The 20,346-nt window shown below is 44.1% G+C and carries 16 protein-coding genes and 1 pseudogene; 8 read left to right on the top strand and 9 right to left on the bottom strand.

Going from position 1 to position 20,346, the window contains the following annotated elements:
* Positions 1 to 587 precede the first annotated feature (587 nt).
* The gene (locus tag ACTXGL_RS09425; protein ID WP_443526468.1) at positions 588 to 1,301 is read left to right on the top strand and encodes a DarT1-associated NADAR antitoxin family protein; all 714 of its coding nucleotides are present in this window, start codon (positions 588 to 590) and stop codon (positions 1,299 to 1,301) included.
* 443 nt (positions 1,302 to 1,744) lie between these two features.
* On the opposite strand, the gene ACTXGL_RS09420 is transcribed toward ACTXGL_RS09425, so the two are convergent.
* Positions 1,745 to 2,227 carry a hypothetical protein gene (locus ACTXGL_RS09420; protein WP_443526466.1) on the bottom strand — a complete coding sequence of 161 codons (483 nt, stop codon included), beginning with the start codon at positions 2,225 to 2,227 and terminating at the stop codon, positions 1,745 to 1,747.
* Positions 2,228 to 2,422: 195 nt separating this feature from the next.
* On the opposite strand from ACTXGL_RS09420, the gene ACTXGL_RS09415 reads away from it, so the two are divergent.
* Positions 2,423 to 3,091 carry a hypothetical protein gene (locus tag ACTXGL_RS09415; RefSeq protein ID WP_443526464.1) on the top strand — a complete coding sequence of 223 codons (669 nt, stop codon included), beginning with the start codon at positions 2,423 to 2,425 and terminating at the stop codon, positions 3,089 to 3,091.
* A 99-nt stretch (positions 3,092 to 3,190) separates the two neighbouring features.
* On the opposite strand, the gene ACTXGL_RS09410 is transcribed toward ACTXGL_RS09415, so the two are convergent.
* The 4 genes from ACTXGL_RS09410 to ACTXGL_RS09395 all read right to left on the bottom strand — a co-directional run bounded on the left by ACTXGL_RS09410 (position 3,191) and on the right by ACTXGL_RS09395 (position 6,544).
* Complete coding sequence (locus ACTXGL_RS09410) at positions 3,191 to 3,943, bottom strand: M90 family metallopeptidase (RefSeq protein ID WP_443526463.1); 753 nt, start codon at positions 3,941 to 3,943, stop codon at positions 3,191 to 3,193.
* A 29-nt stretch (positions 3,944 to 3,972) separates the two neighbouring features.
* Positions 3,973 to 4,326, bottom strand: coding sequence for a helix-turn-helix transcriptional regulator (locus tag ACTXGL_RS09405; protein WP_443526462.1), 354 nt, complete (start codon positions 4,324 to 4,326; stop codon positions 3,973 to 3,975).
* A 99-nt stretch (positions 4,327 to 4,425) separates the two neighbouring features.
* A complete protein-coding gene (locus tag ACTXGL_RS09400; protein ID WP_443526460.1) occupies positions 4,426 to 5,823 on the bottom strand; it encodes a type II toxin-antitoxin system HipA family toxin in 1,398 nt (465 codons plus the stop codon).
* Positions 5,824 to 5,974: 151 nt separating this feature from the next.
* Complete coding sequence (locus ACTXGL_RS09395; RefSeq protein ID WP_319051687.1) at positions 5,975 to 6,544, bottom strand: TetR/AcrR family transcriptional regulator; 570 nt, start codon at positions 6,542 to 6,544, stop codon at positions 5,975 to 5,977.
* Between the two features lie 119 nt (positions 6,545 to 6,663).
* On the opposite strand from ACTXGL_RS09395, the gene ACTXGL_RS09390 reads away from it, so the two are divergent.
* Together ACTXGL_RS09390 and ACTXGL_RS09385 are read left to right on the top strand one after the other, a co-directional pair.
* Positions 6,664 to 8,103, top strand: coding sequence for an NAD(P)-binding protein (locus tag ACTXGL_RS09390; RefSeq protein ID WP_443526459.1), 1,440 nt, complete (start codon positions 6,664 to 6,666; stop codon positions 8,101 to 8,103).
* Positions 8,104 to 8,128: 25 nt separating this feature from the next.
* Positions 8,129 to 9,223, top strand: a complete 1,095-nt coding sequence (locus ACTXGL_RS09385; RefSeq protein ID WP_443526457.1) for a DUF2855 family protein — start codon at positions 8,129 to 8,131, stop codon at positions 9,221 to 9,223.
* A 176-nt stretch (positions 9,224 to 9,399) separates the two neighbouring features.
* Here ACTXGL_RS09385 and ACTXGL_RS09380 read toward each other — a convergent pair whose 3' ends face one another.
* The gene (locus tag ACTXGL_RS09380) at positions 9,400 to 9,996 is read right to left on the bottom strand and encodes a GDSL-type esterase/lipase family protein (RefSeq protein WP_443526455.1); all 597 of its coding nucleotides are present in this window, start codon (positions 9,994 to 9,996) and stop codon (positions 9,400 to 9,402) included.
* Between the two features lie 348 nt (positions 9,997 to 10,344).
* On the opposite strand from ACTXGL_RS09380, the pseudogene ACTXGL_RS09375 reads away from it, so the two are divergent.
* From ACTXGL_RS09375 to ACTXGL_RS09360, 4 genes and pseudogenes are all read left to right on the top strand, one after another.
* Positions 10,345 to 11,841 (top strand): annotated as a pseudogene (locus ACTXGL_RS09375) (circularly permuted type 2 ATP-grasp protein); the annotation flags it as partial.
* A gap of 138 nt (positions 11,842 to 11,979) precedes the next feature.
* Entirely contained in the window at positions 11,980 to 12,612 is a 633-nt protein-coding gene (locus tag ACTXGL_RS09370; protein WP_443526639.1) for an alpha-E domain-containing protein, read from the top strand.
* Between the two features lie 87 nt (positions 12,613 to 12,699).
* Positions 12,700 to 13,485 (top strand): transglutaminase family protein, encoded by a 786-nt coding sequence (locus ACTXGL_RS09365; protein ID WP_443526454.1) that lies wholly within the window; start codon positions 12,700 to 12,702, stop codon positions 13,483 to 13,485.
* A gap of 41 nt (positions 13,486 to 13,526) precedes the next feature.
* Positions 13,527 to 14,267: a peptidase gene (locus ACTXGL_RS09360; protein ID WP_319051692.1), complete on the top strand. Its 741-nt coding sequence runs from the start codon at positions 13,527 to 13,529 to the stop codon at positions 14,265 to 14,267.
* A gap of 61 nt (positions 14,268 to 14,328) precedes the next feature.
* Here the strand turns inward: ACTXGL_RS09360 and uvrA are convergent, their stop codons facing one another.
* From uvrA to ACTXGL_RS09345, 3 genes are all read right to left on the bottom strand, one after another.
* Positions 14,329 to 16,896 carry an excinuclease ABC subunit UvrA gene (uvrA, locus tag ACTXGL_RS09355; RefSeq protein ID WP_443526452.1) on the bottom strand — a complete coding sequence of 856 codons (2,568 nt, stop codon included), beginning with the start codon at positions 16,894 to 16,896 and terminating at the stop codon, positions 14,329 to 14,331.
* Positions 16,897 to 17,141: 245 nt separating this feature from the next.
* The gene (locus ACTXGL_RS09350) at positions 17,142 to 18,386 is read right to left on the bottom strand and encodes a DUF819 family protein (RefSeq protein WP_443526450.1); all 1,245 of its coding nucleotides are present in this window, start codon (positions 18,384 to 18,386) and stop codon (positions 17,142 to 17,144) included.
* 269 nt (positions 18,387 to 18,655) lie between these two features.
* A complete protein-coding gene (locus tag ACTXGL_RS09345; protein ID WP_443526449.1) occupies positions 18,656 to 20,326 on the bottom strand; it encodes a DEAD/DEAH box helicase in 1,671 nt (556 codons plus the stop codon).
* Positions 20,327 to 20,346 lie beyond the last annotated feature (20 nt).

Genomic DNA, 20,346 nt, shown 5'->3' with positions numbered 1-20,346 from the left:
GGATAATTTTACCATATTTACCTATATATCCAGTAGACTATGTAATAATTGAGTTATAGAGCATTTTTAGCCACTATTTAAAGACATAAATTTATAAAAAAATAAGCCAAACGCCTTATTTTGCAAGAGTTACAGACGATTATTTACTAAATCAGTAGCCTTCTGCTTGCATAGAATATAATAAACAGGGTGGTAGTACGGTTCTATGCAAGTAGGAGAGTATATTTTGAGGTCTATATTTTTATCTTTTACCCTAAAAGTGAATAAGTTCTACAAGTGGTAGATAATTAATTACAGAGATCTAAAAATAGCAGTGAGTGTTTTATGGATTACTTACGCCGAATCTATAGAAGATATCAATAATATTTAAATAGGGTAGGATAAATAACAAAGAATAAGATAAACTGCCATCGCAAGCGTTGACTTGATATATTTTATTTCAGACCAAGCAGTGGCATTAGATTGCCAAGAGTTATTAGCCAAAACGGATAACGCTGAGTAAGAGAATAGAGTAATCAGTTAGGAGTATAGTAGGTCGAGCATAAAAGAGCGCTTATAAAAGATTATTGATATTAAGGTGAATTACTATGGAACCAACACAAAATGCTATAGAACATAAACCTGTATTCATGCCCAAAGTCAACAGTGATAATCTGGTAAAAACAGATATGGTAAGAGTTGAGCGGCATGTGGGATTTGCGAGTAGACAAAAGAAAAAAACGATCAATGACTTGCATCAAGTTATTCGTAAAAAGTATGGGTTTAAACAAGTGCTGGAGCTGTCCAGTAAATCGGGCAATAAACTGAGTTTTCTGCTGAGTCCATTTAGCCTACAAATCACTAATGAGTATGATGGCAAGCAGTATAGTGTCGAAAATGCCTTTCAAGCCAGTATGGTGTTTGAAGATGGTGGTCCTTATGAAGACTTGTTGACCGTAGCACCCAGACAGGCCAGAAAAGATGAGCGATTGATGACATCAGGAGAGCTCACTGGTTACGACTACTTCGGTATGGAATGGGGCGTAGAGCCATTGACGACGTTTTATGATTGGCTATATGTGAACGCGCTCAAGCAAAATCCTCATTTGCATGAAGAGGTAATGCAATATCAAGCCTTTACTGATATTACTTTTAATCCTGCAAAATCTATTCATAATGTAGCCTACGCACTGGCTCTGTTTGTGGCACTAAATAAACGTGAGCTGCTCGGTAATGTTGAAGATCCAATGGCGTTTTATGACTTATGCAATGAGTTCAAAGTTAGCAATACTGAGCACCTGTTAGAAGAAGGTTGGGTTTAAGCGCTAGGCTAGCGCTCAATTGAGAATAATAAATAGTTTGAAATAAAGGTTGGGTTGCAGACAATAGTGCTAATCCAGATCTGAATCATTCCGCAAGATATCATTTGCGAAACTGAGACTACCGAGGATGATTCGGTAGTTCATAGTAATGATAGCGATCACTTATTAAATACTTAGAAAGCAGTTGTCGCAAATTTTGCGACAACTTAAGTAATAGAATAGTTTTAACTTATTCTGGTTTTCATGTACTTAATGTACAAAGACCTGAAAACAATCTATGAACCCGATCTTTTTATAGACCTCATTTAACATAATATACATTATGCGAAAACAAACCAACGATTTTAGTAAATGACTGAATAGCAATTAGTCATAATATAATTTATATTCTTTGCCGTGTGTTTTATCTTGGCTCAGTATTTTCAATATTAGTTTGTCCGTTGTTAGCGACAAGTTTCAAGCAAATGATTACGCAAAGTATCGCCATCTTTGTTTAAGATCACGTCTGCAACTTGGCAATTGGCATTCTTATCATCACATGATAACTCATAATAAATATCGCTACCTTGCGCTAAGCTGACGTGAACCAATCCTTTATCAGTTACTGAAAACTTTTTATCCTGCCTATAGTCAGGATCTTGAGAGTTCCACAACACATCATAATCCACATTGCATGACATTTGGTGCTTATCAAAATAATCCTGTTCGAGCTGTATGGCTGCTTGTAAATCATCATCAGCATACTGCTGTAACACGGTAGGATTACTCATACCTTCGTCATCGATGTCTTGTTTATACATCTTGGTGATGGCAGCGATTTTCATAGCGGCTTTTGTGTCATCTATTTGTGTTACATCTGCTATAGCACTACCGACGGTTGTCAGTCCTATGATTGATAGCAATGTTAGCTTTCTATACGTTGACATGTCAGTCTCTACAAGCTTTATCCTATAAGTGTTACGGTCTATTACATCATAGCCATATTAGGACTATGATGTAATATCGTATCATTCAGGTTTACTTACCAAGATCTTGATTACATAGTGCTTTTATATTGTTCCCTTTATCGGTTTCTATGATGATTTGTAGAACTAATTCGTTCATTGCCAAGGACCGTTTCTATGGCTATATTGACCACTTCTTATAAGAAAAAACCTGTAACATTGGCCTGTAGTAGCTTGTTATTAGCTACTTTGACTGCGACTGGTTGCCAGTCTGCCGCTGAGCCCGTCGAAACTACTAACTCTCAGGCTATGAGTAGCCCATCAACAGTTATCAGTACTGATATAAGTCAACAAACCCTTAGACAGCAAGCATTACGCATACAACTTGCATTGGCAAACAAGGACTTTTCTAGGATTACTAATGACATTCATCCCACACGTGGCGTTCATTTTTCCATGTATGCTTATGTACGTCTTGAATCTGATAAAGTCTTTAGTCGCATGCAATATAAGCAGTATTTGAGTCAGTCCAATATTCGCTTTACTTGGGGCAAAAAAGACGGCACTGACGATTTACTCATCACGACACTACCTACATATTTGGATACATGGGTGAATGGTAAAACGTTCGATAACGTAGCCATTAGGGTTAACGAGTCAACCAATAATGGTAATTCAATCAATAACCTAAAAGAAATATACCCACAATCAGAGGTTGTAGAGTTTTATTATAATGGTACTGAAGCATACGCTGGCATGGACTGGCGTGTACTACGCTTGGTATTTGACGAATATCAAGGCAAACGTTATCTCATTGCGGTTATTAACGATCAATGGACGACTTAAAGACTTCAAAGGTGGATACCAAACTTAAGGAAGAATTATCGTAGCGCACTACCCTTTTCTGATTTTTAATAGTATATATTCATTTGAAAGAATGTTTTACTATTTTGACTCGAGAGGCTCTTGACGAAAAAACTTCACCATAATCTCATAAATATCGGGATAAGCATCTACCAGCTTTTGCGGGGTTTCAAAAAACACCTCACTAAGCACCGCAAAAAACTCCGCGGGATTAGTCGCCCCATAGCGATCTAAACCTGACTTGCGATGTGTTTGAAAATCCTCAAAATCACGGCTCATAATCTTTGTCCATCGCGCAGGATCCATATCGGGTTGCATCGGTGGAAAACCATTGGCACGGCCATTCATCATATCGAGTTTATGGACAAACTCATGAATAACCACATTGTGCCCATCGCGTTCGCCTGAATGTTTGGCATCCTTCCACGAGAGAATGACAGGCCCGCGCAGCCATGCCTCCCCACTACGGTGCTGGGTACCCTCATGGACAATACCGAACTCATCTACTGTGCTACTGCTACTCTTATATGAGCCAGGATAAATGATAATAGACGACCAACCAGCATACCATTCAAGACTTAGGTTTAAGATCGGCAGACACGCTTGTAGTGCAATGGACTGTCTGACAGCATCGGTAATCTCAAAGTCATGAGCACCAGTGATTGATTTGTCAGCTAAGAATAAAGTTGCTAAATCAAATAAATGTGACCTCTCATCAGCATTTAGTCGATCTAAGATAACGATACGTTTGGCAGCCTGCACCCAATCAGTATGAGTGAACTCACTATTGTCTAATATACGCTGCTCACGCCAGTCTTTTATAATGCCAAACATAGTCGCTACCCCTATTCTTAAGTTATATATTATCTGTTTTTTATTGGTACTAAGCCTACTTGCAAGCCAAATGGGCGAAAAACTTGATTAAGCAGATCCACACTATAGTTGCCATTATCATTTTCTATATCTGATATCGTCTTGCGCGATACTTTTACAAGTGTTGCAAACTGCTCTTGGCGTACGTTTAATACTTGTACACGCAATATCTTTAATGCTTCACCTTGAGTAAGTATACCGTCTTGTAACTGTTCGACGACGTTGTTTTTGAATACCTTACGTGCATGACTGTCAAGCGGCAGCGCGTTTTTTGATGCACGCTGTTTTTGGTTGTTATTGATGAGTAAAGCCTTGTCTTCATGAATATCTTTATGGTAATTCATAATCCTACCTTTATCTTCGATACGTCTGATAGTGTCTGTTCTATCGGTCGATCTTTGAGTTTCTCAATTATGCAGGTCACACAGTTCATATAGGTCATGTTAATTCAGCAATCGCCATGCTTCTAAATTCTGGGGTAAATAATCAAAACCAATGGCTGGAAAGGATAGAATGCGCTCAGGCACACCCCTAGCAGCTAAGCGCGTCTTTAAATTCAATAATTTTTCTGCTGTGGTTTTAAGCTCGCCTAATAACACTTCAGGCGGTACTACGTCTGCTAGCTGCTCAGCGATTAAATCAAAGCGATAGCGACCTCCTGATTCAAGCTTATCAGGTGACCGTGCATCTGCCGTTTTCCATTTTATGCTGCGCGGTATCCCTTCAGGGTCTGCACGCATCGGTGCAAAGTCGTATATAGGTGTCAGCCAAATCTGATCTGCATCTCGCATAAAAGCATGATTACGTCCATGATTGTCTGAGTTGCCAAAAGCAATATTTAATAAATCGCGCTGTACCCATTCGATGACAAAGGCTTGCTTATCAAAATAAAAGCCCTCATCCACCATGTTTGAGCTTTCAATAATTGCAATAAGTTCATGTATCACTGCATAATGATCCAACATAGCACCAGCACCCTTCTTCAGCATGCTATAAATAGACTCCATCGCAAAGCGCTTATAAGGCGAAGCTGACTGACCTATCTGAATATCAAAACGAGGCAACCACAATGAGGGATACCTATCACCTTCGATTAGCCTCATACCATCAATATCAATCGTCTTAAACCCCATAGCCGTCAACTCATGATAATAATGATACTCTGCACGCAAGATGTCACAGTCTAGACTCGTCCGCTGACCTCGAGGGTATTTGGCCAAATAGTACCTGTCCTCGCTGTCCGCCAGTTGCTGATTATCAATCCAAATTGCTTCGTCATCACGCCAGCGTAATAGTAACTTGGGGGCCTCACCGCCAGCACCCGTTGCACCGCCTGCCATGGCACCCTGCTCGCTTGCATACTCCAAAAAATTGACGTCGCGATCCGTGATGTCAGCCAGCGTAAATAAACGCTGCTCGTCTTGTGTAGGTAGAGGGACAGCCTCTTTGATACGCAAATGACCTATCGGTGCGATAGTTGCACGCCTGAGCAGCTCATAATCTTGCTCTGTCTTTGATAGCCGCGTTAAATCTAAACGTTGCATCCAATATCTGCGACTAGCGCCAGCCGGTATCATGTCATCTAAGACAGGTAACCAACCCTCTGTTATTGTCGTACCAAATAGTTCTACAGGATAATTGATAGATACGGCAAAGTGATTATCAGCTAAAAAATGCTCATAGCTATAATTATCACTGCCTTTATTATCTTGAGACAGACTTGTCGTCTCATCACTATATATAAGCTCTATCAATTCTTTGTCATCATTAAATATTAGCTTAGCAATGTCTTGCCAGCTATCATCAAGAAAGGCTTGTATGGTTAGTGATAAATCAGTCATATCAACTCAGATATATGATAAATATATTACTCATTATATATAGAATTTATTGATTATGAGTAATATATTTATCATATCATACTAATTTACAAATTTATGAGCGTTATATTACTCATAAAACTGTATTATTTTTTACCTTATTCATCCTCTTCTAACCTATCGAATCAAGCTGTACTTCAACCACACGCAGCGCCATTGATTTCCAGTCCAAGTCCAAACCATCAGTAAATACCACATGATGACTGATACTGACGTACCCGTGCACAATTGCCCATATGTCTAGAGCGATTTGCTGACGCTCTATCATACTCGTATCTTCGGATAAGTAAGATCCTGCGACTCGTACCAATTTTGCAAATGCGCTGTCCCGTGCAGCAATGGCTTCCTCTGATGGCTGATAGCCTGCATCAGACTCTCCAAAAATTAGCCGGTAATGCGCTTCATATTTTTCAGCCACGTTGAGATACCCCAAGCACGACTCTAGTACTTGCGCTTTGCTGGCTCTGCCATCATCAGGTATGACATCCATGGCTTCACGTACCAGATGAAACCCCTCGATATACAATGCATCTAATATGCCCTGCTTACCTTGGAAATGACTGTATATGCCGATGGTAGATAGTCCTGCACGCTTAGAGATAGCACGTACACTCAAAGCACTCCCGCCACCCTCCAAAAACAGTTGGGAGGCTGCATTTAGGATTTTAGTTCTAGCGTCCATTAGATTCTCACTATGTCTTGACAATTATAACAGTGTTATTTTAGTATATAACACTGTTATATACAAACAGTTGTTATTAAATATCATGGATGAATCATTACCTTAGGAGCAAGGATGCGATGAGTATTCAACAACTAGAAACGGACTACCTAATTATAGGCAGTGGTGCAGTCGGCATGGCTTTTGCTGACGTATTGCTAGCAGAGACAGATGCCAATATCGTTATCGTTGATAAGCATCATAAGCCAGGCGGTCATTGGAATGATGCCTATTCATTTGTCACACTACATCAGCCATCATCATTCTATGGCGTCAGTTCGCGCGAGCTGTGCGGCGGTACCCTTGATAATATAGGCTTAAATAAAGGGTTGTCTGAGCTAGCGACAGGCGCTGAGATCATGTCTTACTACGATAAAGTCATGCGGCATACCTTTTTACCTAGCGGGCGCGTCCAGTACTTCCCTATGTGTGAGTATCAAGGAGACGGTCACTTTACGTCATTGCTGTCAGGCACTACTCACAAGGTCAAGGTCAATAAAAAAATCATCGATGGTACCTACTTTAAAACCTCCGTGCCAGCAACCCACACGCCAAGTTTTGATATTGCTGATGGCGTCAAGTTTGGTCCATTGAACGACTTACCAAACCTAACTGAACCATGCGATGTTTATGTGGTGGTTGGTGGCGGCAAAACAGGCATTGATGCGGTGTTATGGCTATTAGAAAACCAAATTGATCCCGATCAGATCACGTGGATTATGCCTAGGGATGCTTGGTTGATTGATCGTAAAAACACCCAACCATCACGCGACTTCTTTATGCATACTATTGGGGCACAGGCGAATCAAGCAGAGGCAATTGCTGAAGCTAAAAGTATCAGCGATTTGTTTGATCGTTTAGAGCAAGGTGGCGTGTTGATGCGCATCGATCCAAATGTACGACCGAAAATGTTCCATGGTGCCACCGTCAGTAGTGAGGAGATAAAACAGCTACGCCGAGTCAAAAACATCATACGTAAGGGCCGCATCACTCGCATAGATAAAGACACCATTCATTTTTCTGATACGCATATCCCAACGACGACCAACACTATGCATATTGATTGCTCTGCCCGTGCGGTACCAGTAACAGAGACCTATACCGTATTTCAGGATAACACCATCATCGTACAAAACATGCGTACTTACCAGCCTGTATTTAGTGCCGCATTTATCGCGCACATTGAAGCCAGTTATGATGACGACGCCATCAAAAATAATCTATGCCGCGTGGTACCACTACCCAATCATGACACGGACTGGTTGGTAGGTATCGTGGCACAAATGCAAAACCAGATGCGCTGGTCACAAGAGCCTGCACTACGTGAATGGTTGGTGAACAATCGCTTGGATGGTTTTACCAAGTTGGTACAGCCCTGTGAGAGTAGAACGCCTGAAGAGCTGGCTATCTTGCAGCGTCTAAAAAAATCGATGCCACAAGCTGCTGCCAATATGTCCAAACTGATGGGTGAAGTCATGCAAATCAATGCAGAGCGTCAAACTAATACTACCCACGCCTAAACAGATAGTTACCAAGGAGATAGACATGCGAGAATTTCAAACCAATAAATCAGATTTTTCTAAAGCACGTTTACAGGAAACGCCGGCATGTACCCTCAATGAGGGCGAAGTACGTGTCAAAGTTGATCGCTTTGCCTTTACGGCTAATAATATTACTTACGCTGTCATGGGTAATCAGCTGCGATATTGGCAGTTTTTCCCGCCGAATGGTGACGAGCCTGAAAAATGGGGCATCATTCCAGTATGGGGATTTGGTGATGTTGTGGAGTCTAGTAGCGATGCCCTACCTGTTGGTGAACGTCTATTCGGTTATTTCCCGCCAGCGAACGAGCTGATCATCACGCCCAAACGCGTCACGCAAACCAATCTGATGGATGGTAGCACCCACCGCGCCGAGCTACCCCCTGGTTATAACTTATATCAGCGCGTCAATCACGAACGAGGTTATGATCGCGCCAATGATAACCAGCGGATGCTGCTCTTTGTACTGCATCTAACTTCATTTTGCTTATATGATTTGCTAAAAAGTAATGATTGGTTTGATGCAGAGCAGATCGTTATCATCAGTGCATCGAGCAAGACCAGTATAGGTTTGGCGTACGGTCTGGCCGAGGACACAGATGCCCCGCATGTTGTCGGCCTTACTTCCACCCGCCATACAGACTTTGTCAATTCGATTGATGCTTATGACAGTGTGCTTAGCTATGACACCCTTGAGCAAATTGATGCAACCAAACCTACTGTCATTGTAGATATGTCAGCCAATACCGATATCCTCAGTAGGCTACATAAGCACTTAGGCGACAACATGCGTTACACCAGCAATGTCGGTCTTACCCATTGGGATGAGCCGAGACATTCTGAGGGCATCATTCAAGCGCGTAGTCAGCAGTTCTTTGCACCCAGTCATGTGCAGCAGCGTATGAAAGAATGGGGTCCTGAAGCGTTCAATAAGCGCTCTATGCGCTATATTATGATGAGTATGGCAAAGACCAGTTCATGGCTGACCATTCAAGAGCTTGACGGAGTAGATGGTCTATTGAGTGCTTATCAAGATATCTGTGATGGCAAGATAGATGCTGATAAAGGCTTGGTGGTTGTCATGAAGGATGAAGATTAATATACGTCAAAGTGCCTGTTTATTCGTTACTAATAACTAATTAGCTGCTAATAACATTATATAAAAAAGCAGAGAGCCAATTGCTGCGCTCGCTGCTTTTTTGTGTTGGATCTTTATTGGGAAGTCTCAAGTTAATGTTTTAGAGACTATAACTTCAAGACCTGAGCTGAACAAGCTCAAGGCGCCAAACCTTCCTCTTGTAAGTAATCATGCAGCCCCTCTGCAAACTGACGATACCCTGTAGCATTGGCATGGATTCTATCGGATTTTAGTGTGTCATCAGATAGTACTGCTGACCAGCCGCCTGAGTATAGCGGTATGTCCTTCTCATCAGCCACCTCTTCATACAACGGATTGTCACTTACTTTACCAAATAACGCACTGGCACTTAGGTATGGTTCAGCAATAAGGACGACATCAATATTTGCAGAGTGTAAGGTATCAACCGTTCGCTCAATATTAGCACGCGTCGTATGCAGTACCAAATCAGGGGACTGTTTGGTGATACCTTCTACTCGAGCCAGCACATCGGCAGAGGTATCACCGTTGACACCTGCATTCACCACTTTCCACTGGCTCAAGTCAGCAAGCACGCTAGGGTAAGCTGTCTCTGTACTAGCGCCATAGCCATAGGTGAGTGAGTCCCCAAGCGCTATCACCGTACTACCAGCGGGCAATACCTGGTTCTGTGGTTCACTACTGCACCCAGTCAATCCGATACCAAATGAGAGTCCTATACTCGCCAGCAGCGAAAACCGTCCCCGTAGCTTCATGCCTGCTCCTGTTTCTATACCAATTAAATTAAATTTATCATCATCAAGCTGTTATTTTCTAAAACCTATTATTTAACTCTTGTTGTATGTTACTCAGTAACCGTTGTATAGTTCATACAGGAGATAGACTGCCTGTTGGGCGAAATACAAGTGCTGCCTAGCTTAGCACAGACAGCGTAGTCGTCATAAAGTATAACTTTACCAAGGATACGTGAGGTACTTATGAACAAAAAATCATCTCAATCCCAGTCTCAGAGTCAATCTCAAGAAGACTCTTCAAAAGATCAAACCAAAGAACAAAGTCAGACGCAAAACTCGAATAAAGCCAAAGCCACCTCTGACGCCAGTATAAAAGACAAAAACAAGGATAATGTTTCGGAGCAAGCGCAAAACCAATCACAAAATTCAGCAGATGCTACCCCCTCACAAGCACCCAGCTTTGATGAACTCCAAATAAGCGAAGGTCAGTATCGTCCAGTTGCAAAGGCCGTTGGTGATTGGCTTGATAACATCAATATGGATGCCCTCAATTATCTAAACGAACAGGCAGAAAACATCTTTTACCGCAAAGGGGTTACCTTCACGGTCTATAGCGATGCCAAGAATATTGAACGTATGATTCCGTTTGATATTATTCCGCGTATTATTGCCGCGAGTGAGTGGAAACAAATAGAGGCTGGCTGCAAGCAACGTATTACCGCTCTGAATGCTTTTTTGCATGATATTTACCATGACCAAGCCATTATGAAAGCCGATATCGTACCTGCCAGCTATGTGTATGCCAGTGGCTGCTATGAGCCATGGATGATGGGTATTGAACTCGACAAACCGATCTACTCACATATCAGTGGTATCGATTTGATTCGAGACGAGTCGGGTAAGTTTTGTGTTCTAGAGGACAATTTGCGTACACCATCAGGTGTCTCATATATGCTTGAAAGCCGTAACATATCAGAGACACTACTGTCCGACATGTTCGCTGATACTCCTATTATGGGTATTAGCGACTACCCTAGCCGTCTTAAAGCCTGTCTTGCCAGCTCAACCTCCAAATATGATCCACAAGTCGTCATTTTGACCCCAGGACGTTTCAACAGTGCCTATTATGAGCATGCCTTCTTAGCACATGAGATGAATGTACCACTTGTACATGGCTATGACCTGGTCGTTGAGGACAGCAAAGTCTATATGCAGGGTATTCGAGGTAAGGTACAGGTCGATGTGATCTATCGCCGTATTGATGATCCCTATATTGACCCGCTCGCCTTTCAGTCTGACTCTATCTTGGGTGTGTCAGGATTGATGAGTGCGTACCGTGCTGGCAACGTGGTTATCGTAAATGCACCAGGTACAGGCGTGGCAGACGATAAGAGTCTCTACCCCTTTGTACCAGATATGATCAAGTTTTATTTGAATGAAGAGCCTATCTTACCCAATATCGAAACTTACCAATGCCGTAAACCTGACGATCTTAAGTACGTGCTTGATAACCTAGACAAACTGGTGGTAAAAGAAACGCAAGGCTCAGGTGGCTACGGAATGCTCATTGGCCCAACCTCAACCAAAAAAGAAATCGAAGACTATCGCGTACGCTTGCTTGAAAACCCAGCCGGCTTCATTGCCCAGCCAACCATCTCGCTCTCGACCAACCCTACGGCTGTAAGCGACGGTATCGCGCCGCGACATATCGACTTGCGTCCCTTTATTCTCAGTCACGGTGATGGCACGGTAGATATTGTGCCGGGCGGATTGACCCGCGTGGCCATGGTTGAGGGCTCTTTAGTCGTCAACTCATCACAAGGCGGCGGTATCAAAGACACTTGGATTGTCGATGACAGTCATTCAGAGACTCAGCCAGCTGGCAAGTGTACATCTTTATCATCAGTCGACGCCAATGCGTCAAACAACGTTTCAGGGCATGCAAACTACTATGATCGCGTACAACCCTTGGAAGCAGGTTACGAGAGTTTAGACGATGCACCTATGATACTGCTACTCTCTACCGCCAGTCATTTAATATGGCTAGGTCGATACAGCGAACGCCTTTATCACTATGACGATGTCATGAAACAGCTCATCAAAGGTGATCTCAAAAAATCTCAGGTCAAACATCTGATTAGTCACTTAGGGTTCAATGCCGATAGTGAAGAGTCCCTTAGAGCCATGAAAGTACAAATGGTGTCTGATCTGGAACAAAACATCATTCCCAATATCGTGCAGTCGATTGAAGACAATGTACAAGAAGCCAAAGGTGTCATTGGTAAAGATACGGCTGAGCTCTATAACTTGATTAAGCGTCTATCAAGTGCTGGTACTTATCGCGCCGCGACTTTGCAGCTACATGCGTGTAATGCGGCGATGAAGCAAGAGAATCCGACAGTGACTTGTTTTTGGCAATTAGGGCGTCACTTTGAACAGCTTGAGCGAGCCGTCTTGTTGCAGGAGGACTCAATAGAGATCAGTCTTGACTTTAAGTACTGGATTAATCAATTACCAGAGAACACACGCTGGCGTGAGCTTATCCGCTTGACTAACCAGATGATTCGATCGAAGAAATTTAGTGACTTTGAGCTGATTAGCAAGGAGTTCAACCTCATACTGCGTCAGGGTGTATAGAAGGTGTCTAGCCAATAACTAAGAGTAATTGCTTATTGAGACATACGAAATAAACAAAAAATAGAAAGATGCTATAAGGAAAATGCCATGAAACTTCAAATCAGTCATCAAACCAACTATTATTACGATGAGCTGGCGCAGCGTAGTGTACAGTATATACGCATGACCCCTATGCAAATGCCGCACCAAACCATCCATAAATGGAATGTCATGCTGCCTAAAGTGGCAACCAGCCAAAAGGACGGTTTTGGTAATGACTGGCTCACGCTCAGTCGTAACGAGGCACATAACAACTTACAGATGCAAGCATCTGGTGTCGTTGAGATCAACACCGAAACCGAACGCTTGGAGGACATGGATCATGTCCCCTACCTGCTATTTACGGTACAAACCCCGCTGACTAAATGCTCACAAGCAATGCGCGAATTTGCAGCGCCGTATCTAAAAACGCCTACCCATGACAGCCTAAAATCTATGGCAAATGCACTCATCATGAAAATGCCTTTTGTCAAAGATGTCACGCATGTGGGCACAACTGCTGCAGAGTCTTTTGCGATTGGTGCAGGTGTGTGCCAAGATCATACGCATGTATTTTTGAGTGTCCTACGAGATCAACAGATTCCAGCGCGCTATGTGTCCGGTTATCTGTACGACGATACCGAAAACCATATGGCGAGTCACGCGTGGGCTGAGGTGTGGCTAGAGGGTTATTGGTATACTTTTGATATCTCAAATCAGGCATTCACGCCGAACTCACACGTGTATGTGGCTATTGGACGAGATTATCTAGACACGGCACCTGTGCGCGGCGTACGAATGGGCGGCGGCTACGAAAATCTTTACAGTCTTGTACTGGTCACAAAGCTATCATAGCGTTTGCTATTTTTATTACATTTATTTATTGAGGATACCTTATGACCTATTGTGCTGCCATTCGTCTAAAAGACGGTATGGTTTTTGCCAGTGACACGCGCACTAATGCTGGTGTTGATCACATATCGACATTTAGAAAACTGTATCAATACGGAATTGAAGGCGAGCGCTTCATGGTGCTGCAAACTGCTGGTAGCTTAGCGACATCGCAAGCGGTATTCAACAAACTACAAAACGACATTGATCAGCGTCTTGAGAGTAATCTTAATACGGTCGCCACTTTGTTTGATGCTGCGCAAATGGTTGGTGAATGTATGCGTGAAAAAATGAACTATGCCAAATCAGTCGCCAATTCTAGTCGCGATGGTGCTTTTACCAGCTCATTTATGCTTGGTGGTCAAATCAAAGGTCAGCCCCCTGAGCTATACCTGATTTATCCTGAAGGCAATTGCATCAAAGCCACAGAAGACACGCCGTTTTTTCAGTTGGGTGAAAGCAAGTATGGTAAACCTATTTTGGATCGTTCTGTCAGCTACGACACAGATGTGAGACATGCAGCGCGCGCCTTGATGCTCTCATTCGACTCAACCATCCAATCAAACTTGTCAGTAGGTATGCCTATAGATTTTGTGCTTTATGACAATGACAGTTTAACCTTACCAGTAGGCCGCCGTATCGATGAGAATGATGAATACTTTAATACGATTCGTCATCAATGGTCAGAGGCGCTACGTCGCACTTTGGTTGAACTGCCTAAATGTCCTGATGGTTATTGGGGGTAGTGTTTTCTACTAGGGCGTGCCCTTAAACCCAATTTAAAGACCAGTCGTCATATCCATAAAATCACACCATCAAAAACGGTGCGGTACGACTGTCTTTTGATTGGGCTACCTCTTCTGGTGTCCCTTGAGCGACAATCAGCCCGCCTGCATCACCAGCCCCCGGTCCGATATCAATCATCCAGTCGCTATTGCTAGCCACCTGCATATCATGCTCAACCATGATGACTGTGTTGCCTGCATTGACGAGACCATTTAACTGAGCCATCAGCATGGACACATCAGCAGGATGTAGTCCTGTGGTTGGCTCATCTAGTATATAAAGGGTATCACCTCGCTGGGTGCGTTGCAGCTCGGTAGCAAGTTTAATTCGCTGGGCTTCACCGCCTGATAGCTCAGTAGCCGGCTGACCTAAGCGTAAATATCCAAGCCCAACCTGTAGCAACGCATCTAGGGCACGCAGTATAGACACTTCATCAGTAAAAAACTCATGAGCGGCTTCAACCGTTAAGTTTAATACCTCAGCGATGTTTTTGTCTCGATACGTGATAGCAAGCGTCTCGTCATCATAGCGCTGTCCATGACAGACTTGGCAAGGCGCATAGACGCTTGGTAGAAATAATAGCTCCACACTAACAAAGCCTAAACCTTCACAGTTTGGGCAGCGTCCTTTGGTCGTATTAAACGAAAACCTGCCAGCATCATAACCGCATGCTTTTGCTTGCTCGGTTGCGGTAAATATCTTGCGTACGTTATCGAACAGCCCTGTATAGGTTGCTAGGTTCGAGCGTGGCGTCCGTCCGATCGCTTTTTGATTGATGTTGATAAGACGGCGTATATGCTCCATGCCAGCAACAATCTCCCCGCCTGTGACTGATTCAAACTCTTGTTCAAGCAAATCGGCCTCACCTACTGGCGCCTCTGTAATTGTTTTTTGTCCCAGTGCTTCATTGATAAGATCAACCAGCGCTTGGCTGACGAGGCTTGATTTGCCCGATCCTGACACCCCTGTGACGCTCGTCATCACCCCAAGCGGAAACTCAACGTCTAAACCTGCTATGTTGTTTCGCTCGATACTTGCAAGCTTAAGCCATGCTGAGGGTTGCCTTGTATTAGATTTTGACTGAGCATTAAATGTTTTATCGGCAAAGAGGTATCGACCCGTATGCGACTGCGTGACGTCACGTAGCCCCTCTACAGGACCGCTATAGACAATCTCGCCGCCGCGCGTACCCGCCTTTGGCCCGACATCGACCACCCAATCAGCATGTCTGATGACACTGACATCATGCTCAACGACAAACACAGAATTACCTGCAGTAATCAGCTCATCTAACGCACCAAGTAGTGCTTGCGTGTCGGCAGGATGCAGTCCAGCTGATGGCTCATCAAGGACATAAACGACCCCGAACAGCTGCGAGCGAATTTGAGTGGCTAACCGCAGGCGCTGTAGCTCACCAGGAGAGAGTGTCGGAGTGGTACGTTCAAGCGAGAGATAACCCAGACCGAGCCTTGTCAACGCTTCAACACGAGAGAGAATGTCGCTAGCAATACGCTGAGCGACAATAGCCTTTTCGCGGTTTGGAGTGTTATCAGCGATTTTGGTACGTGCAGTTTTCTCTAGTTTTTTTGCCATATCTGTAAGCGTAAGCTGTGAGAGCTCACCGATATCGAGACTTGCAAATTTTACTGCTAACGATTCTTTTTTTAGCTTTTTGCCGTGGCACTCTGGGCACTCAGATATCTGCATAAACTGCGAGACACGTTTTTTGGTACGCGGGCTTTGGGTAGTGGCAAAGGAGTGTAATATAAAATTTTTGGCACTGGTGAACGTACCCATGTAGTTTGGCTTTTCGCCCTTTTCAATCGCTTCCCGTGTTTGCTCGATATTGTATTCAGGATAGACAGGCACTGTTGGCGTCTCGTCCGTGAACAAAATCCAGTCACGCGTTTTCTTCGGTAATGTATGCCATGGTTTATCAATGTCATAGCCTAGTGTGGTCAATATACGGCTAAGATTTTGCCCTTGCCATGCTGGTGGCCACGCCGCAATCGCACGTTCACGTATAGTCTTGGTGTTGTCTGGAACCAATAATTCTTCGGTAACTTCAAACACACGGCCAATCCCCGAGCAGGTCGGACAAGCACCATCTGGTGTATTGGGCGAGAAAGCATCGGCATATAGTATTTCTTGCTCTGCTGGATAATCCCCTGCACGCGAGTACAGCATACGCAAACCATTCGATATCGTCGTCACACTACCCACAGAAGATCGTACCGAAGGTGTCCCTCGCTGCTGCTGCAACGCGACTGCTGGCGGCAACCCTTCTATAGCATCAACATCTGGCTCATCAACCTGATCAATCAGTCGTCTGGCATAAGGCGACACCGAATCAAGATAGCGACGTTGTGATTCGGCAAACAATGTACCAAATGCCAATGATGATTTTCCTGAGCCTGATATACCAGTAAAGACCACCAGTGCATTGCGCGGTAAGTCAACATCAATATTTTGTAGATTATGAACGCGCGCACCTCTAACCTGAATATTTTCTTGATCGGGGTTATATAGAGCATTTTTCACTGTGCTGGTCTTATTGACCGTCTTTTCTATATTTTTTGGGTTCGCCATAGCGTTATTATTCCTATCAAGTCGTTATTTATTTTTAACGTGCTTAGCTGTCTGTATTCTTAGTTATCTTTATTTGATTAGCAGAAATACTAACACGTACCTATGCAAGACCATGGCTGGGCTTACGTATCAATAGCATAGATAGACAAAACAATAACTCAAACCTTCAAGCGTTTAATAATAAAAAACCCGCATTGATGCGGGTTTTATTTAGTACTAAAGTTAGGATAACAGTGACTTGTAGGTTAAGACACCACCAACCGCATCAACTGGGTACTGATATAACCGCCAAACGTCCCGACGGCATAACCCAAAATACCCAAGAATACACCAACGGGCGCAAGCGACGGATGAAACGCAGTTGCAACAATAGGCGCAGAGGATGCGCCGCCCGTATTGGCATTGGAGCCAACTGCTAAGAAAAAAAATGGCGCCCGAATGAGTCTAGCGACGGCAAAGACAATCACGACGTGGATACTCATCCATAGTAAGCCGATGAGCAATAACCGCCACTGAGAGACGATACCGGCCAGATTGATTTGCATACCGATCGCAGCGATCAGCACAAAGATGAATACCGTCCCTACTTTGGATGCGCCTACGTGGTCAAGGCGACGAATTTTGGTGAACGAGAATGCCACCCCTATCAAGGTGATAATGACTACCATCCAAAAAAATGAACTGGCAAAGCTGTATTGCACTGCCCATTTGTATGGTGCAAAGAAGGCAGCAATTTGTCCGCCAGCAAAGTGTGCGACCCCAACCATGGCGAAACATAAGCCAAACATCACCATCAAATCATTGATAGTCGCTGGGCGGGCATGATCGCGCTCATAGCTCTCGACGGCCTTAATGACTTTATCAATACTACTGGTATCCGCCCTTAAGAATCGATCAATCTTAGCACTATGCTTTGCCATCACCAAAATAGCGAGTAGCCACAATGAGGCGTTGGTAGCATCGACCAAAATCATCATACCAAACAAGTCATCACTGACCCCAAACAGCTCCTTCATGGCCGCTTGGTTAGCTGCGCCGCCGATCCAACTTCCAGCCACGGCAGAAAACCCACGCCATAGCGTATCATCAGTGAACATGGCAGGTGACACCCATTTGGCAATCCCTAAGCTGATAGGTCCGCTGATGATAATAGCGACACTGGCGGCAAAGAACATTGCAATGGCCTTCCAGCCTAAGCCCAATATTTTGGGTACATCCATAGATAGCGTCATCAGTAACAAGCTGGCTGGCAACAGATAAGTGGCGGTAAACCCATAAATTTGCGCGCCAACCCCGTCAGCGAATACCCCTAAGCTGTTTAGGGTTGCTGGGATAAAGCAGCAGAGCACAATACCAGGCAATACCGCATAAAACCGACGCCAAAACTTACCCGGTAGACCCTGAGTATAAAAAACCAGACCAATGATGGCCATGATTATACCAAAGGCCAATGGCAAGTTATCGATTGCTAGATTTGAGGTGGCAGGCATCAACGTGCTCCAAGACAGACAACAGACAAAAGTAAATCAGTATAGACAAGGCAAAAAACTCGCGCAAGCAGCCATCAATGATTAATTTGCTGAATGCTCTTTGATTGAAATAGCAAAACCACAGTAGCCAAAACACTCACTAAGTACCTAAAAGTATGGCAAGACCACATAAAAAAACAGACACGCACAAAAAAGCCAGATAACAAGTATCTGGCCTTTTATTACTATATATAAGCGATCAATGATATCAATCGCTCAATATAACAGTACTACGAGTTGTTACCACGGTTGCCGCCGTTAGAGCGACCTTGGCCACGGCTGTCAGAACGACCCGCTGGACGACCTTGGCTACCGCTTGGACGACCGCGACCTGTTGCAGCGCGCTCACCACGTGGAACACCATTGCTATCGCCACGGCTAGGACCACCAGTACGCTTGCCTTGATACGGCTTACCGCCTGAACGCTCATTTGGCTTGCCAGATGAGTCACGTGGCTTACCTTGATAACCGCTGTCGTTACTAGCACGTTGGCCAGTTGAGGCACTATCGCTTGAACGACCACGGCCTTGACCACCGCCACTAGATTTACCAGCATAGCCACCGCTTGAACGACCACGACCTTGACCACCACCGCCGTTAGAACGACCACGGCCGCGGCCACGACCTTTACCTTTGTTTTCGCTAGGTACGTACGTTTTCTTAGGCTCCATACCTTCAATAACACATACTTCCATCTTACGATCTAAGTAACGGTTGATGGCATTTAGCTGTGGACGATCATCCATGCTACATAGGCTGATTGCGACACCAGTACGGCCAGCACGACCACAACGACCGATACGATGGACGTAATCTTCTGTCTGACGTGGTAAATCATAGTTGATGACGTGCGAGATGGCTGGTACGTCTAGACCACGAGCAGCAACATCAGTCGCTACCAGGATTTTGCATTTACCATTACGCAAGTCTTGAACAATACGGTTACGCTTACTTTGTGGCAAGTCACCATGTAGGAAGCTTGCTTTATGACCGGCTTCTTGTAGCTGTTTTGCCAGTTTTTCAGTACTGCGTTTGGTCGCAGCAAAGATAATGATTTGTTCCATATCTTTATGGCAAACAATCTTATCAAGCAATTTGTTTTTGTGTTCAAAATCATCACAGTAGTACACTTTTTCTTCGATGTGTGCAGATTCTACTTTGATAGAAACACGCTCAGGGTTTTTAGTGAAGCTTGCCGCGATTTTACCTACTGGGCCATCCCAAGTCGCTGAACACATGATGGTTTGACGATCTGTTGGCGCTGCACGAAGGATGTCGCTGATATCATCAGCAAAACCCATGTCTAGCATGCGATCCGCTTCATCAAGTACCAATACTTCTAGGTTTGACAAGTCAACACGACCTGCATTGATATGATCAAGTAGACGACCAGGAGTTGCAACGATAACTTGAACGCCTTTTTTCAAAGCAGTGATCTGACCGTTGTATGGTGCGCCGCCAACTAGTGGTACACAGAACAAACCGCGCATGTCTTTAGAGTAGGTACGTACGCTATCGTGTACCTGCTGAGCAAGCTCACGCGTTGGCGTTAGGATAAGTGCTTTGGTTAGCTTGTCAAAGCTAGTCGCACGGCTCAAACGATCGAGTACAGGAATAACGAATGCGGCTGTTTTACCACTACCCGTTTGCGCTGATAATAGAAGGTCACGACCTGCTAGTGCAAAAGGAATGGCTTGTTCTTGAATAGGAGTTGGATTGGTATAGCCACTGCGATCAAGTGCAGTAAGAATTGGCTTAGCAATGCCAAGATCAGTAAAAGTGACTTTGTTTTCTTCAGTGGCGTCAGTAGTAGCCGCTTCAGTATTTGTAGTAGTGTTTGGCGTGTCAGTGCTTTCGATGATACCGTTTTCAGCGGCAATTGTAGATAAGATGTCAGTCATAAGAATCCTTGGTAAGTATA

Source organism: Psychrobacter sp. T6-6, from assembly GCF_052258185.1.
In the GTDB taxonomy this organism is placed as follows: Bacteria; Pseudomonadota; Gammaproteobacteria; order Pseudomonadales; family Moraxellaceae; genus Psychrobacter.
Note: the sequence above shows the minus strand (reverse complement) of the source record. Positions and strands in the feature narration are given on the sequence as shown.